11 protein-coding genes are annotated in these 15,465 nt (G+C 73.8%); 7 read left to right on the forward strand and 4 right to left on the reverse strand.

Annotated elements, in window-relative coordinates; genetic code table 11:
- Positions 1-24: 24 nt before the first annotated feature.
- Positions 25-687: an HNH endonuclease family protein gene (locus E1283_RS15870; protein ID WP_243744870.1), complete on the reverse strand. Its 663-nt coding sequence runs from the start codon at positions 685-687 to the stop codon at positions 25-27.
- Positions 688-878: 191 nt separating this feature from the next.
- Between E1283_RS15870 and E1283_RS15875 the strand changes: the two genes are divergently transcribed.
- Positions 879-1,361 carry an OsmC family protein gene (locus E1283_RS15875; RefSeq protein ID WP_132818686.1) on the forward strand — a complete coding sequence of 161 codons (483 nt, stop codon included), beginning with the start codon at positions 879-881 and terminating at the stop codon, positions 1,359-1,361.
- Between the two features lie 28 nt (positions 1,362-1,389).
- Here the strand turns inward: E1283_RS15875 and E1283_RS39855 are convergent, their stop codons facing one another.
- The gene (locus E1283_RS39855) at positions 1,390-1,497 is read right to left on the reverse strand and encodes an MFS transporter small subunit (RefSeq protein ID WP_425086180.1); all 108 of its coding nucleotides are present in this window, start codon (positions 1,495-1,497) and stop codon (positions 1,390-1,392) included.
- Entirely contained in the window at positions 1,494-2,882 is a 1,389-nt protein-coding gene (locus E1283_RS15880) for an OFA family MFS transporter (protein WP_132818687.1), read from the reverse strand. Before E1283_RS15880 ends, E1283_RS39855 begins: the two co-directional genes overlap by 4 nt.
- 362 nt (positions 2,883-3,244) lie before the next feature.
- On the opposite strand from E1283_RS15880, the gene mfd reads away from it, so the two are divergent.
- Both mfd and E1283_RS15890 read left to right on the forward strand, forming a co-directional pair.
- The gene (gene mfd, locus E1283_RS15885; protein WP_132818688.1) at positions 3,245-6,808 is read left to right on the forward strand and encodes a transcription-repair coupling factor; all 3,564 of its coding nucleotides are present in this window, start codon (positions 3,245-3,247) and stop codon (positions 6,806-6,808) included.
- A 147-nt stretch (positions 6,809-6,955) separates the two neighbouring features.
- Positions 6,956-8,392, forward strand: a complete 1,437-nt coding sequence (locus E1283_RS15890) for a cytochrome P450 family protein (RefSeq protein ID WP_132818689.1) — start codon at positions 6,956-6,958, stop codon at positions 8,390-8,392.
- A gap of 51 nt (positions 8,393-8,443) precedes the next feature.
- On the opposite strand, the gene E1283_RS15895 is transcribed toward E1283_RS15890, so the two are convergent.
- Entirely contained in the window at positions 8,444-9,145 is a 702-nt protein-coding gene (locus E1283_RS15895) for a FadR/GntR family transcriptional regulator (protein WP_132818690.1), read from the reverse strand.
- A 173-nt stretch (positions 9,146-9,318) separates the two neighbouring features.
- Between E1283_RS15895 and E1283_RS15900 the strand changes: the two genes are divergently transcribed.
- The 4 genes from E1283_RS15900 to E1283_RS15915 form a co-directional block, all read left to right on the forward strand.
- Positions 9,319-10,566, forward strand: coding sequence for an SLC13 family permease (locus tag E1283_RS15900; RefSeq protein WP_132818691.1), 1,248 nt, complete (start codon positions 9,319-9,321; stop codon positions 10,564-10,566).
- A gap of 105 nt (positions 10,567-10,671) precedes the next feature.
- Entirely contained in the window at positions 10,672-12,129 is a 1,458-nt protein-coding gene (locus tag E1283_RS15905) for an acyl-CoA synthetase (RefSeq protein ID WP_132818692.1), read from the forward strand.
- Positions 12,126-13,505 (forward strand): carboxyl transferase domain-containing protein, encoded by a 1,380-nt coding sequence (locus E1283_RS15910; RefSeq protein ID WP_132818693.1) that lies wholly within the window; start codon positions 12,126-12,128, stop codon positions 13,503-13,505. Before E1283_RS15905 ends, E1283_RS15910 begins: the two co-directional genes overlap by 4 nt.
- Before the next feature lie 958 nt (positions 13,506-14,463).
- Positions 14,464-15,465 (forward strand): N-6 DNA methylase (locus E1283_RS15915; protein WP_165956137.1); only part of this gene is annotated, 1,002 nt, incomplete at its 3' end.

The raw sequence follows: 15,465 nt of genomic DNA on the forward strand, positions 1-15,465 counted from the left end.
GTTGTGGGGGTGGAGAGGGTGGGATCAGCAGCCGTTGAGGATGCTGGTGAGCGCGCTCTTCTCAGCCGAGTCCACGGACAGGCCGTAGTAGTACTTCACCTGTACCCACGCGCGGGCGTAGACACAGCGGTAGCTGCTGAGCGGAGGCATCCATTCGGCCGGATCCCTGTCGCCCTTGGACTGGTTGACGTTGTCCGTGACGGCGATGAGCTGCGGGCGGGTCAGGTCGTTGGCGAACGACTGCCGGCGGGCCGTGGTCCAGGAACTGGCGCCGGAGTCCCAGGCCTCGGCGAGCGGGACGACGTGGTCGATGTCCACGTCGGAGGCGGCGGTCCAGGTGGCACCGTCGTAGACGGAGTACCAGCGGCCGCTGGTGGCCGCGCAGCTGGAGTCGGTCACCACGTTGGTGCCGTCCCGCTGGAGGACGACCTCGCGGGTGTTGCAGGCGCCGCTCTGGGTGATCCAGTGCGGGAACAGGTCGCGGTCGTAGCCGGTGCGGTTCTCGGTGGCGACCGTCAGGGAGGCGAGGTAGGAGCGGGCCGTGGCCGCGCTGACCGGGGTGGGCAGCGCCGCCTGGGCGGAGGGGCCGGAGAAGAGGGTGGCTATGGATATCAGGCCGGTGAGGGCGGCTACGAAGCCAAGATATCGACGCGCGTAGAACTTGCCCGTGAGGATCGAGCTGCGCAGGTGGAGCACGCGAACTCCTTGGGGGGTGGGGGTGGTTACGGCTCGGCCGAGCCGCGTGGGGGTGCGTGGGACATGCTTTCGGTCGAACGTTTCTGCGTGGCGTGATTCAGGTAACAGCTTGGCAAAGACATGCACACGTCACGAACCGTCAGATGGTGGTCCGTGAGGGGCGTTCGGTGATACTGGGGAACATGAGCAGAACCAGGGAGCACGGCTACGAGGTCACGGTCCGCTGGGCGGGCAACACGGGCGAGGGCACCACCGGCTACCGGTCGTACTCCCGCGACACCGAGATCACCTCCGCCGGCAAGCCGACGATGATCGTGGCCAGTGCCGACAAGACCTTCGTGGGGGACCCCGAGCGGTGGAACCCGGAGGAGATGCTGGTCGCCGCGCTCTCCCAGTGCCACATGCTGAGCTTCCTCGCGCTCTGCTCGCTCAAGGGCGTGGTCGTGACGTCCTACGAGGACGCCGCGCGCGGCACGATGGTGGAGAGCGCGGGCACGCCCGGGCACTTCACCGAGGTGGTGCTCACCCCGGTGGTGACGCTGGCCGAGGAGAGCATGCGGGCCACGGCCACCGAGCTCCACGCGGAGGCGCACCGGCAGTGCTTCATCGCCAACTCGGTGAACTTCCCCGTCACCCACGAACCGGTCATTCGGGTGGCTGGCTGACGGGTGGCGGCCTGACGGGTGGTCGGCGTCACCCCGTGAACAGCTGGGCGGCCTTGCGGACGAGTTCGACCAGGCCGTAGGTCAGGGGGAGGCCGACCCAGAGCCAGGTGAGGGCGAGGAGGGCGCGGGTGTTCACCTGGTGGCTCCCTTGGGCTCGGGGGAGGGGGCGGCTTCGGGTTCCGGTTCGTGGTGCCTCGCGGCCACCGGGCGGACGAGTTCGTTGGCGACGAAGCCGGTCACCAGCAGTCCGATCATGACGAAGAACGAGACGGTGTAGAGGTCGGGGCCCGAGTGGCCGGCCGACTCCTGGCTGTCGGCGATCGCGTTGACGATCAGTGGGCCGAGGACGCCGGCCACCGACCAGGCGGTGAGCAGCCGGCCGTGGATCGCGCCGACCTGGTAGGTGCCGAAGAGGTCGCGCAGATAGGCCGGGATGGTGGCGAAGCCGCCGCCGTAGAAGGAGAGCAGCAGCAGCGTGGCCACCAGGAACAGCGGCTTGGAGGCGTTGCCGGCCAGCGCCAGGGTGAGGTAGAGGAGCGCGCCGGCGCCCAGGTAGAGCCGGTAGATGTTCTTGCGGCCCACCAGGTCCGAGGTGGAGGACCAGACCAGCCGGCCCGACATGTTGCACAGCGAGAGCAGCGCGACGAACCCGGCGGCCGCCGCGGCCGAGACGGGGACGTCGGTCTCGGCGAAGAAGTCCTGGATCATCGGCGCGGCCTTCTCCAGGATGCCGATGCCGGCCGTGACGTTGCAGCACAGCACCACCCACAGGCACCAGAACTGCGGGGTGCGGAGCGCCGTGCGGGCCGAGACGCGGATCGCGGCGGTGCCGGCGCTGACCCTGGCCATCGCGGCGGCCGCGGGCATGGGGGCACCTCCCGGCGAAGCTGGGGGAGGGTCGGCCGGCACCCGGACCAGCCAGACGCCGAGCGACATGAACACGGCGTAGACGACGCCGTGGACCGCGAAGGCGGTCGCGATGCCGCCGGTGTCGGTGCCGAACGTGTCCAGCATCTCGCTCGACCAGGGCGAGGCGATCAGCGCGCCGCCGCCGAAGCCCATGATCGCGATGCCGGTGGCCATGCCGGGACGGTCGGGGAACCACTTGATCAGCGTCGACACCGGCGAGATGTAGCCGATGCCGAGGCCGATGCCGCCGACGCAGCCGTAGCCGAGCACCACCAGCCAGAACTGCTCGGTCAACACGCCGAGGGCCGAGATCAGGAAGCCGGCGGAGAAGCAGACGGCGGAGACGAACATCGCCCACCGCGGGCCGTTGCGCTCCACCAGGGTGCCGCCGAAGGCGGCCGAGAGGCCGAGCATCACGATGCCGAACTGGAACGGCAGCGCGCTCTGCGTCCCGCTCAGGCCCAGGGCCTGTTCGAGCGGCGGCTTGAAGACGCTCCAGGCGTAGGCCTGCCCGATGGCGAGGTGCACGGAGAGCGCGGCGGGCGGCACCAGCCAGCGGTTCCAGCCCGGCGGTGCGATGATCCGCGAGCGGTCCAGCCAGCCTCCGGCCATGGGATGCACCTCCGGGTGTGCGTGGGGGGTGGGCGCGCACCGAACGTAGTTGAAGCTTCGATCAGGGACGCCGAACGGTGCGGTGAAGATTCTCTGGAGATCGTGACGGTCGCCGGTCGCCGTCCCCGCCGGGGCGCCAGGCCGTCGCGGGCGACCGGCCGCGTACCCTTGGGAGCTGCCCGGCGCGGTCGCCGGGCGAACCCGGCCGGTGAATCCGTGTCGGGACCTTCGTGGTGCCCGTGAGCCCGTGCGCGCGGCGCGCGCCGGCGGCGCGAGGGTGCTCAAGCCAAGCTGCTCAAGCCAAACTGCTCAGCCGAGCCGCTCACGCCGGGCGGCTTCGTCGCGGACGGAAGCGTGCCCTGATGTCTCTCACCGGTCTGCTCGACGCCGTACGTCATGATCCCGCCCTGGCGGAGGCCGTCTCGGCCGCCGCCGAGGGCCGGCGTCGCCATGTCGACCTGGTCGGCCCGCCCGCGGCGCGGCCGTTCGCCGTCGCCGCGCTCGCGGGCGCCCGGCGCCCCGTGCTCGCCGTGACCGCGACCGGCCGGGAGGCCGAGGACCTGGCCGCGGCGCTCCGCTCGCTGCTGCCGGACGCCGACGCCGTCGCGGAGTTCCCGGCCTGGGAGACCCTGCCGCACGAGCGGCTCTCGCCCCGCGCCGACACCGTCGGCCGGCGGCTCGCCGTGCTGCGCCGGCTGGCCCACCCGCGCCCGGACGACCCGGGCACCGGGCCGGTCTCCGTGGTCGTGGCCCCCATCAGGGCGGTGCTGCAACCGCAGGTCAAGGGGCTCGGCGACCTGGAGCCCGTCAGCCTGCGGCCCGGCCAGACCGCCGACCTGGGCCGGATCACCGAAGCCCTGTCCGCCGCCGCCTACTCCCGGGTCGAGCTGGTCGAGAAGCGCGGCGAGTTCGCCGTCCGCGGCGGCATCCTCGACGTGTTCCCGCCCACCGAGGAGCACCCGCTGCGGGTGGAGTTCTGGGGCGACGACGTCGAGGAGATCCGCTACTTCAAGGTCGCCGACCAGCGGTCCCTGGAGGTCGCCGAGCACGGCCTGTGGGCGCCGCCCTGCCGCGAGCTGCTGCTCACCGAGGACGTGCGGGCCCGCGCCGCCGCGCTGGCCACCGCCCACCCCGAGCTCGACGAACTGCTCGGGAAGATCGCCGAGGGCATCGCCGTCGACGGCATGGAGTCGCTGGCTCCGGTGCTGGTCGACGACATGGAGCTGCTGATCGACGTGCTGCCGGCCGGCGCCATGACGGTGGTCTGCGACCCCGAGCGGGTCCGCACCAGGGCCGCCGACCTGGTCGCCACCAGCCAGGAGTTCCTCCAGGCGTCCTGGGCGGCCGCCGCCATGTCCGACACCGGCGAGGCCCCGATCGACGTCGGCGCCGCCTCGCTGCGCGGCCTGGCCGAGGTGCGGGAGCGGGCCGCCGAGCTCGGCATGCCCTGGTGGTCGGTCTCGCCGTTCTCCCAGGCGTCGGGCGACGAGGCCGCGGACGAGGGCGACGATGTCCTCAGGCTCGGCCTGCGGGCCGCCGAGAGCTACCGCGGCGACACCGCGCGGGCCCTCGCCGACACCAAGGGCTGGCTGGCCGACGGCTGGCGCGTCGTCTACCTCACCGAGGGCCACGGGCCGGCCAGCCGCACCGTCGAGGTGCTGGGCGGCGAGGGCATCGCGGCCCGCCTCGCACCCGCGCTGACCGGCGAGCCGGCGCCCGCCGTCGTCCAGGTCGCGTGCGGCGCGATCGAGCACGGCTTCCTGGCGCCCGGGCCGCGCCTCGTCGTGCTCACCGAGACCGACCTCACCGGGCAGAAGACCGCCGGCAAGGACGGCGCCCGGATGCCGGCGCGGCGCCGCAAGACCCTCGACCCGCTGACCCTCGTCGCCGGCGACCACATCGTGCACGAGCAGCACGGCGTCGGCCGCTACATCGAGATGGTGCAGCGCACCGTGCAGGGCGCCACCCGCGAGTACCTGCTCGTCGAGTACGCGCCGGCGAAGCGCGGCCAGCCGGGCGACCGGCTGTTCGTCCCCACCGACCAGCTCGACCTCGTCACCAAGTACGTCGGCGGCGAGGCGCCCTCGCTGCACCGGCTCGGCGGCGCCGACTGGACCAAGACCAAGGCCCGCGCCCGCAAGGCGGTCAAGGAGATCGCCGCCGACCTGATCAAGCTCTACTCGGCCCGGATGGCCGCCCCGGGACACGCCTTCGGCCAGGACACCCCCTGGCAGCGCGAGCTGGAGGACGCCTTCCCCTACGCCGAGACCCCGGACCAGCTGACCACCATCGGCGAGGTCAAGGACGACATGGAGAAGTCGGTCCCGATGGACCGGCTGGTCTGCGGCGACGTCGGCTACGGCAAGACCGAGATCGCGGTGCGCGCCGCGTTCAAGGCCGTCCAGGACGGCAAGCAGGTCGCGGTGCTGGTGCCCACCACCCTGCTGGTGCAGCAGCACTTCGGCACCTTCTCGGAACGCTACGCGCAGTTTCCGGTCAATGTCCGGCCGCTCTCCCGCTTCCAGACCGACGCCGACGCGCGGGCCGTCATGGAGGGGCTGCGGGACGGCGCGGTGGACGTCGTCATCGGCACCCACCGGCTGTTCTCCTCCGAGGTGAAGTTCAAGGACCTCGGCCTGGTCATCGTCGACGAGGAGCAGCGGTTCGGCGTCGAGCACAAGGAACAGCTGAAGAAGCTGCGGGCCAACGTGGACGTGCTGACGATGTCCGCGACGCCGATCCCGCGCACCCTGGAGATGGCGGTCACCGGCATCCGCGAGATGTCCACCATCACCACGCCGCCGGAGGAGCGGCACCCGGTGCTGACGTTCGTCGGCGCCTACGAGGAACGGCAGATCGGCGCCGCCATCCGGCGCGAACTGCTGCGCGAGGGCCAGGTGTTCTACATCCACAACCGGGTCGAGTCCATCGACCGGGTGGCCAGCAGGCTGCGCGCGATCGTGCCCGAGGCGCGGATCGCCACCGCGCACGGGCAGATGAGCGAGACCTCGCTGGAGCGGGTCGTGGTGGACTTCTGGGAGAAGAAGTTCGACGTGCTGGTCTCGACGACGATCGTGGAGTCCGGCATCGACATCTCCAACGCCAACACCCTGATCGTGGAGCGCGGCGACACCTTCGGCCTCTCCCAACTCCACCAGCTCCGCGGCCGGGTGGGCCGCGGCCGGGAGCGCGGCTACGCCTACTTCCTCTACCCGCCGGAGAAGCCGCTCACCGAGACCGCGCACGAGCGGCTCGCCACCATCGCCCAGCACACCGAGATGGGCGCCGGCATGTACGTGGCGATGAAGGACCTGGAGATCCGCGGCGCCGGCAACCTGCTGGGCGGCGAGCAGTCCGGGCACATCGCGGGCGTCGGCTTCGACCTCTACGTGCGGATGGTGGGCGAGGCCGTCGCCGACTACCGGTCCGCGCTGGAGGCCGGCACCGGGGCGGAGCCCGAGGAGTCGCTGCTGGAGGTGAAGATCGAGCTGCCGGTGGACGCGCACGTCCCGCACGACTACGCGCCGGGCGAACGGCTGCGGCTCCAGGCGTACCGGTCGATCGCGGCCGCCAACACCGAGGAGGACGTCCGCGCGGTCCGCGAGGAACTCACCGACCGCTACGGGCCGCTGCCCGAGCCGACCGAGAACCTGCTGCTGGTGGCCGGGCTGCGCATGCTGGCCCGGTCCTGCGGGGTGACGGACATCACGCTCCAGGGCAACAAGATCCGGTTCTCCCCGGTCGAGTTGCGGGAGTCGCAGGAACTCCGGCTGAACCGCGTCTACCCCGGCTCGGTGGTGAAGCGGGCCACCCGGCAGGTGCTGGTGCCCAGGCCCACCACGGCCCGGATCGGTGGGAAGCCGCTGGCCGGGCGCGACCTGCTCGCCTGGACGGGCGAGTTCCTCACCACCATCCCCGGCTCCTGAGCCGGGCACGGCGGGGCGTCGCGGTGCGACGGGTGCGCGGTGTGACGCGGGTGTGAGGAAGGCCGAATAGGCGCCCTCACAAGGGAGTTGAGGTAATACGATCACCTACCGACCCGTGACGCACCGTCCATCACCGTTCGGAGTTCCATGACCTCCCCTGCCCCGCTGACGCCCGACGGCGGCCCCTGGCCGCCCCGTGCCGGCGCTCCGGCCAGCTACGTCCCCATGTACGGGCCCGAGTTCGAGGACGACCCGACCGCCTTCTACCGCGGTATGAGAGAGAAGTACGGGCCGGTGGTGCCTGTCGAGGTGGACGAGCGGGGCGGCTTCAGGGGCTGGCTCGTGTTGGGCCACCGGGAGCAGCTCGAGATCCTCAACAACAGGTCGGGGCTGTTCACGCACGACTCGCGCTGGTGGCGCGACCAGGTCGAGGGCCGGGTGCCCGACCACCCGCTCGTGCAGCAGACCGAGCGCCGGCGGAACATGTTCTCCACCGACGGCACCGAGCACCAGCGGCTCCGGTCGCCGATCGACCAGGCGCTGGCCGGCCTCCACCCGGAGCACACCCACGGCTACGTCGACCACCTCGCCGACCAGCTGATCGACGCGTTCCCGGCCTTCGGCCCGGTCGACATCGTCGCCTGGTACGCCCAACCGCTGCCGATGCTCGTCATGATGGGCCTGCTCGGCATGCCGGAGGAGCGGGCAACCGCCGTCTCGCAGACCGTCCTCGAGATCGTCCAGGCCGGCCCGGGCGCCGCCGCGGCGGCCCGGCGGATGGACGAGCTGATGCGGGAGCAGGTCGAGGAGAAGCTGAAGGCGCCGGGCGCCGACCTGACCTCCTGGCTGATCGCCCAGTACGGCACCGGGGTCTTCGACCCGGACGAGGTCGCCGACCAGGTGCGGCTGCTGCTCCAGGGCGGCCTCGGCCCCACCTCGGCCTGGATCGCGGCCACGCTGCTGCGCCTGGTCACGGACGACCGGCTGCGCGGCGACGTCGAGAAGGGCGTCGTCACGCTGGCCGACGCCAACAACCGGGTCCTCTGGGACGACCCGCCGGTGCACAACGTCTTCATGAACTGGGCGACGGCGCCCACCACCCTGGGCCAGTACGAGATCGGCGCCGGCGACCTGGTGATCGTCTCGATGGCCGGCTCCGGCACGGACCCCGCGGTGCGGCCGGTGGACGAGGAGGCGCTCCGCGCCAGCCGGGCCCACCTCGCGTGGGGCGCCGGCCAGCACGCCTGCCCGGCGCAGGACCTGGGCTCGATGATCGTGGAGGCGGCCGTCCGACGGCTGCTGCACCGGATGCCGGCGCTGCGCCTCGCCATCGACGAGCGGGACGTGGTCTGGGGCCCGTCCTACGTGGTGCGGATGCCGGTCGAACTGCCGCTGATGTCGCCGACCCGGGTGCCGGCGAGCGGGGCGGCGGAGCCGCCGGCCTTCATGGCCTTCCCGGCGGCGCCCGGCGCCCCCCAGCAGTTCGTCGCCCCGCCGGTCGGCCCCCCGCCGGGCGCCGACGACGCGGCGGGGGGGCAGCAACCGCGGTGGCGGGCGCTCTCGACGTGGTTCCTCCGGAAGTAGGACGGTGGCGGGGGCGGGCCGAGCGGCCCGCCCCCACGGCCCTCCGGGCCGTCAGCGGTCCGGTTCCCAGTCCAGGAGACGGACCTTCGCGACCGTGCGGACATGGCGGCGCATGGCGGCCGCGGCCGCCTTCTGGTGGCCCGACTCGATCGCTTCGAGGATCGCCCGATGCTGGGCCAACGACCTGGCCGGGCGGCCCGGTTGGCGGAGGGACTCGACGCGGCTCTCCGTGATCTGCTCCGCGATGGACCGCATGAAGTCGGCCAGCAGGCCGCTGTGCGCCGCCGCCGTGACCGCCGCGTGGAAACGGCGGTCGCCCTCCACGCCGTCCGCGCCGGCGGCGATCTCCTCGGTCATGTGGTCGAGCGCGGCCCGCAGCGCCGTCAGGTCGTCGGCCGTGCGCCGCTCCGCCGCGAGCTCGGCCAGCTTGGTCTCCAGCGCCTCCCGCGCCTCCAACACCTCGGGCAGCCGGCGGCGCCGCTCGACCAGGCGCTCCACCGACTCCGCGTCCAGACTGTCCCGCCGCAGATAGGTGCCGCCGCCGTGCCGCACCTCGACCAGGCCCTGCACCTCCAGGACCACGATGGCCTGCCGCACCGACGCCCGGCTCACCCCGAGCCGTTGGGACAGCTCACGCTCCGGCGGCAGCCGGTCACCGGCCCGCAGACCGGCCTCGCCGACGTAGCTCCGCAGCCGGTCGACGACCTGCTCGTACAGACGCGGCCTGGGCATCGGCCGTAGCGCCTCGGACATACCTGGCCCCCTCCCACCGGCTCAGCGCAGCGTAGCACCGCGTCACGGAGTGGCCAGGTGGCCAAGTGGCTGAACCAATTTCTGTCCGGAGCCTTGACGGTCATTTCCGGCCGCTCCACTGTGGTTCAGCCACTCGGCCAATGACGGCCGCAGCTGAAGGGGAGGAGCCCCCGTTGTCCCCCGAACTGATCTCCATCCTCGTCCTGGTGGTGGTCTTCGTGATCGCCACCACCCGCTCCATCAACATGGGCGTCCTCTCCTTCGCCGCCGCCTTCGGCGTCGGGGAACTGGTCGCCGACCTCGACAGCGACGGCATCTTCGCCGGCTTCCCGGGCGACCTGTTCGTCGTGCTGGTCGGCGTCACCTACCTGTTCGCCATCGCCCGCGCCAACGGCACCACGGACTGGGTGGTGCACGCCGCCATCCGCCTGGTCCGCGGCCGGATATCCCTGATCCCCTGGGTGATGTTCGCGATCACCGCGACCCTCACCGGCATCGGCGCGCTCTCCCCGGCCGCCGTCGCCATCGTCGCGCCCATCGCGCTCAGCTTCGCCGCCCGCTACGCCATCAGCCCGCTGCTGATGGGCGCCATGGTGGTGCACGGCGCCCAGGGCGGCGGCTTCTCGCCGATCAGCATCTACGGCACCATCGTCAACGGCATCGTCGACCGCGAGGGCCTGCCCGGCAGCGAACTCGGCCTGTTCTTCGCCAGCCTCGTCGTCAACGTGCTCATCGCCGGCGTCGTGTTCGTGCTCCTCGGCGGCCTGAAGCTCGGCGGGGCCGCCCCCGTCGACGACGCCCGCGACCGGGAGGCCGCCACCCTCGACCCGGCCAGGGCCGCCACCCTGGCCTCACTGGTCGCGCTCGTCCTCGCCGTGCTGGTCTTCGAACTGGACGCCGGCCTCACCGCCATCACCCTGGCCGTGCTGCTCAACGTGGCCTGGCCGACGGTCGGCCGGCGCGCCGTCGGCGAGATCGCCTGGCCCACCGTGCTGCTGATCTGCGGCGTGCTCACCTACGTCGGGGTGCTGGAGGCGATGGGCACCATCGAGTACGCCGGCAACGCGGTCGGGGACATCGGCGTCCCGCTGCTCGCCGCCGTGCTGATCTGCTACATCGGCGCCATCGTCTCGGCGTTCGCCTCCTCCGTCGGCATCATGGGCGCGCTGATCCCGCTGGCCGTGCCGTTCCTGCTCCAGGGCGAGATCGGCGCCGCCGGCATGATCGCCGCGCTCGCCGTCTCCGCCACCGTGGTGGACGTCAGCCCCTTCTCCACCAACGGCGCGCTGGTGCTGGCCGCCGCGCCGGACGTCGACCGTGACCGGTTCTTCCGGCAGCTGATGGTCTACGGCGGGGTGATCGTGGCCGCCGTGCCACCGGTCGTCTGGCTGGCGTTCGTCGTCGTCCCCGGTCTCGGATAGAACCAGTTCGCCCGTGTCCGACGTTGAGACGTCGAGACGTGAAGACGTTGCGACACCGAGACGTCCCGTCGTCACGAGGTTCAGTCGTTCAAAGGAGCGCACCGCATGCCACCGCTGTTCCCCGCCCTGGCCGCCGGCGCCGACCGCCCGGCGCTGCGCTTCGGCGCGGGCCCCGACCTCACCTACGCCCACCTCGCCGGCGCGGCCGGCGCCCTGGCCGCCGAACTCTCCGGCGTCCGGCGGGTCGCCGTCTGGGCCACGCCCACCACCGAGACCGCGGTGGGCGTGCTGGCCGCGCTGCTCGCCGGCGTCGAGGCCGTGCCGCTCAACCCGAAGATCGGCGAACGCGAGCTGGCCCACATCGTGGCCGACTGCGCGCCGGAGCTGGTGCTGACCGCACCCGGCGACCAACCGCCCGCGCCGCTCGCCGCGTTGCCGCACCGCGTCGTGGACCTCGCGGCGCCGCCCGTGCCACCGCCCGCCGAGCCCACCGACGACGAGGCGCCGGCCCTGATCGTCTACACCTCGGGCACCACCGGCCCGCCCAAGGGCGCCGTGCTGCCGCGCCGCGCCATCGCCGCCACCCTCGACGGGCTCGCGACAGCCTGGCGGTGGACGGCGGACGACGTGCTGGTGCACGCCCTGCCGCTGTTCCACGTGCACGGGCTGATCCTCGGCGTGCTCGGCCCGCTGCGCCGCGGCGGCGCCCTGCGCCACCTCGGCCGCTTCGCCACCGACGGCGTGGCGCGGGAGCTGGCGTCCGGCGGCACCATCCTCTTCGGGGTGCCCACCATGTACCACCGCATCGCCGAGGCGTTGACGGCCGGCGACGAGCCGCTCGCCAAGGCGCTGGCCGACGCGCGGCTCCTGGTGTCCGGCTCGGCCGCGCTGCCGCTGCCCGACCACCGGCGGATCGCGGCGGCCGCCGGACGACCGGTGATCGAGCGCTACGGCATGACCGAGACCCTGATCACCACCGCGGTCCCCCTCGACGGGCCGCCGCGCACCGGCACCGTCGGCCTGCCCCTCGACGGCATGGAGCTGCGCCTGGTGGACGAGGCGGGCGCCGAACTCGCCGCGTGGGACGGCGAGACGGTGGGTGAGATCCAGCTGCGCGGGCCCAGCCTCTTCACCGGCTACCTCAACCGGCCCGACGCCACCGCCGACGCCTTCGCCCCCGGCGGCTGGTTCCGCACCGGCGACCTGGCGGCCAGGGAACCCGACGGCTCGGTGCGGATCGTGGGCCGCCGGGCCACCGACCTGATCAAGAGCGGCGGCTACAAGATCGGCGCCGGCGAGGTGGAGAACGCGCTGCTCGACCACCCCGGGGTCCGGGAGGCCGCCGTCACCGGCGAACCCGACCAGGACCTGGGGGAGCGGATCGTCGCCTGGGTGGTGCCGACCGACCCGGCGGCACCACCCACCGGGGCCGAACTCGCCGACCACGTCGCCCGCGAGCTGGCCCCGCACAAACGACCGCGTACCGTGCGGTTCATGGACAGCCTGCCGCGCAACGACATGGGCAAGCTGATGAAGCGCGCCCTCACGGCCGGGACGTCATGAACGACCGGCTGACGGCCCGCGGCGCGCTGGCCGCCGTCGCCGACCACTTCGAGGAACTGCCGGAACCGCCGGAACCGTCGGAACCGTCGATCGGGGGCGGGGCGTCGAGGCCGGACGGCCCGATCGGCTGGGCCGGCTACGCCGAGGCCAGGGCGGCCGCGACCGCCCGCACCGGGGAGACCGAGTCGGTGGTGTGCGGGATCGCCACGATCGGCGGCCGGGACGCGGTGGCGGTCTCCTTCGAGTTCGGCTTCCTCGGCGGCTCGCTCGGCGAACGCACCGGCGACCGGCTCGCCGCGGCCCACGCGACCGCCAGGGAACGCCGCCTGCCCGTCGTGTCGTTGATCGCCACCGGTGGCAGCCGGATGCAGGAGGGCATGCGGGCGCTGACCCAACTCCAGCGGGTGGCACACGAGTCGGCACTCACCCGGGCGGCCGGGCTGCCGCAGCTCGCGGTGGCCAGGGACCCGACCACGGGCGGCGGCTGGGCCACGCTCGGCGCCGGGGCCGACGTGACCCTGGGCCTCGCCGGCGCGCAGATCGGCTTCGCCGGCTCCCGGGTGCGGCCGGCCGACGCCGACCCTGCCGCGTACACGGCGGAGGCACAGCTGGCGGCCGGCCACCTCGACGCCGTCGTCGGACCGGCCGACCTGCCCGCCAGGCTCGGCCGCTACCTCACGCTGCTCGCCGCGCCCTCGGCCCCGGCCGAGCCCGTCGAACCACCGGCCGCGTTGGGCGCGGACGCGCTGCCGGAGACCGGCTGGGCCGCCGTCCGCGGCGCCCGCGCGGCGGCGCGCCCGCGCGCGGCGGCCTACCTGGACGCGTACTTCGACACCCGGGAGCCGATCAGCGGCGACCGCTGTGGCGGCGTGGACGACGGCCTGCTCGCCGGCTTCGGCCGGCGCGCTGGCCGCACCGTCGGCTACGCGGCCCAGCTCGGCACCCGGACGACGCCCGCCGGCTACCGCACGGCGGCCCGGCTGCTCAGGCTCGCCGGCCGCCTCGGCCACCCGGTGCTGACCCTCGTCGACACGCCGGGCGCGGCCAACGACGCGGCGGCCGAACGGGCGGGCGCCGGCCCGGCCATCGCCGACCTGTTCGCGGCCGTCGCCACCTCGCCGGTGCCGGTGACCTCGCTGCTGATCGGCGAGGGCGGCTCGGGCGGCGCGTTGGCGCTGGCCGCGCCGGGCAACACGTGGGCCACCCCCGACAGCTACTTCGCCGTCATCAACCCCGAGGCGGCGGCCGCCATCCTCAAACGCCCCCCGAGCGCCGCCCGGACCACGGCGGACGAACTCCGCCTCCGCCCCCAGGACCTGCTCGACCTCGGCATCATCCGCGGCATCGTCCCCCCGCGGCCCCGACCGGGCCGATAGCACCCGGGAGCGCCGCAAGACATCGTGACCCCGGACCGTTCCGGCGGCCACCCGCGTACCGGCCCCGGCCGGCGCGACACGTCGTCGCGGCCGGCCGTCCGCTTCGCGGTAGCCGCGGCGATGTCGCCGCGGGCGTTGCCCGCTGCCGGGCCCGGCCAGGTGAGGCCAGGGCGTCGTGGCTCGTCGCGGCCGCCACCCGGTGGTGTTCCGTCCAGCGCATCGCGTCCCGCCGTGCGGGTCCGTGCGGCCGGGCGGGGGCCATGCCGGCCCCTCGGCCACACGGCAGCGCGCCAAGCCGCACCGTGCCGGCCCGCAGACCCGGGCTCCGGGGAACCGGGCGGGGCGTGGCCGCACGCCCAACACCCTGGGGGCCTGGGGCGAAGCCCCACAGCATGCCGGCCCTTCGGCCGCGCGGCAGCGCGCCCAGCGAGCCGGGGCCGCAGGCCCGTACCGTGCCGGCCAGCAGGCCCGGGCCATGCCCGACCAGCGGCCGTGGTCACGGACGGGGGGCGTATCCGGCGACGCCCTGGGGGCGTCGGTCGCCGCGACGCGGTCGGCGTCCGTCGCACTGGCCCGCTCCGCCATAGCGGCCAGCGGCCCGGCGGCCCGGCGGCCCGGCGGGACCCGTCGCCGCCGCGTCGACTCGGTTCGACGTGGCGGCGGTCGGGTTTCGTTCGGTGGCCGGCACCCCCGTGGTCGGCCACCCGCTCTCCGTCGCCCGCCTCAGCGGCCAGCGACTCGCGGCCAGGCCCGTCCGATGAAGCGCCGGCACCGTAACCCCTCACCGGTGCCGGACGCCCCACCGGTCCCTGTGGGCCGGTGAGGCAATCAGATCATAGGCTGTGAATCGAGTCAACACGCGAATCGTCGATCGCAATCGACCTCGCGCAAATCTCGATGTGGACGCCCGGCCTGGGTAAGGTCAGGTCAACGCCCGGGGAGCGATAGGAGCCGACAGGTGGGGGAGAACAACGAGGTCACCGCTGCGGGGATCGCGAGACTGGCTGGCGTCGGTCGCGCCGCCGTGAGCAACTGGCGGCGGCGCTACGAGAACTTTCCGCGCCCCGTCGGCGGCAGCGAGGCCAGTCCCACGTTCCCGCTCGACGAGGTCGAGCGCTGGCTCCGCGACCAGGGCAAGCTGGCCGAGGTCCCGGTCAGGGAGCGGCTCTGGCAGCTCGTCGAGTCCGACCGCGTCGGCCCGGCCGACGCCGTCGCCCGCGCCGGCGAGCAACTGCTGGCCCGCGGCGACGCCACCCCGGCCGGCGCCGGCGACCAGGCCGCGGCCACCGCCACCCTCGCCGCCGAACTCGGCCCGGGCGGCGCCTACGAGTTCCTGCTCGGCCGCCACCTCGACGCCGCCGCCCGCCAGCTCACCCTCACCCCGCCCGAGACCGCGGCCCTGATGGCCGCCATCGCCGGCCCCGCCGACTCCGTGCTCGACCCGGCCTGCGGCCCCTGCACCCTGCTGGCCGCCGCCCGCGCCCACGCCGACGGCAGCTGGCCCGTCGAGCTCTACGGCCAGGAGACCGACCACGCCCTCGCCCGCCTCGGCGGCCTCCGCCTCGCCCTGCGCGGCACCGCCACCGTCCACATCAGGGCCGGCGACAGCCTGCTCGCCGACGCCTTCCCCCACCTCTCCGTCGACGCCGTGCTCTGCCACCCGCCGTTCAACGAACGCAACTGGGGCCACGACGAGCTCACCTACGACCCCCGCTGGGAGTACGGCCTGCCCCCCCGCGCCGAGTCCGAACTGGCCTGGGTACAGCACGCGTTGGCGAAACTCCGACCGGGCGGCACCGGCGTCCTGCTGATGCCGCCGGCCGCCGCGTCCCGCCGCACCGGGCGCCGGGTCCGCGCCACCCTGCTGCGCCGAGCAACTCGGTGGCGAGTGGCGTGGGTTGGCGCATCGGCCCAGCATGCCGGAGCGCGGCGCGGCCGGCTCGGGTTTTCCGGCCCCGGG

Source organism: Streptomyces hainanensis (assembly GCF_004348415.1).
GTDB classification, from domain to species: Bacteria; Actinomycetota; Actinomycetes; order Streptomycetales; family Streptomycetaceae; genus Streptomyces; species Streptomyces hainanensis.

Coding starts and splice junctions, on each gene's coding strand:
- mfd (WP_132818688.1), top strand. CDS start 3,245: ATGTCTCTCACCGGTCTGCTCGACGCCGTACGTCATGATCCCGCCCTG.
- E1283_RS15905 (WP_132818692.1), top strand. CDS start 10,672: ATGCCACCGCTGTTCCCCGCCCTGGCCGCCGGCGCCGACCGCCCGGCG.
- E1283_RS15910 (WP_132818693.1), top strand. CDS start 12,126: ATGAACGACCGGCTGACGGCCCGCGGCGCGCTGGCCGCCGTCGCCGAC.
- E1283_RS15895 (WP_132818690.1), bottom strand. CDS start 9,145: ATGTCCGAGGCGCTACGGCCGATGCCCAGGCCGCGTCTGTACGAGCAG.
- E1283_RS15880 (WP_132818687.1), bottom strand. CDS start 2,882: ATGGCCGGAGGCTGGCTGGACCGCTCGCGGATCATCGCACCGCCGGGC.
- E1283_RS15875 (WP_132818686.1), top strand. CDS start 879: ATGAGCAGAACCAGGGAGCACGGCTACGAGGTCACGGTCCGCTGGGCG.
- E1283_RS15890 (WP_132818689.1), top strand. CDS start 6,956: ATGACCTCCCCTGCCCCGCTGACGCCCGACGGCGGCCCCTGGCCGCCC.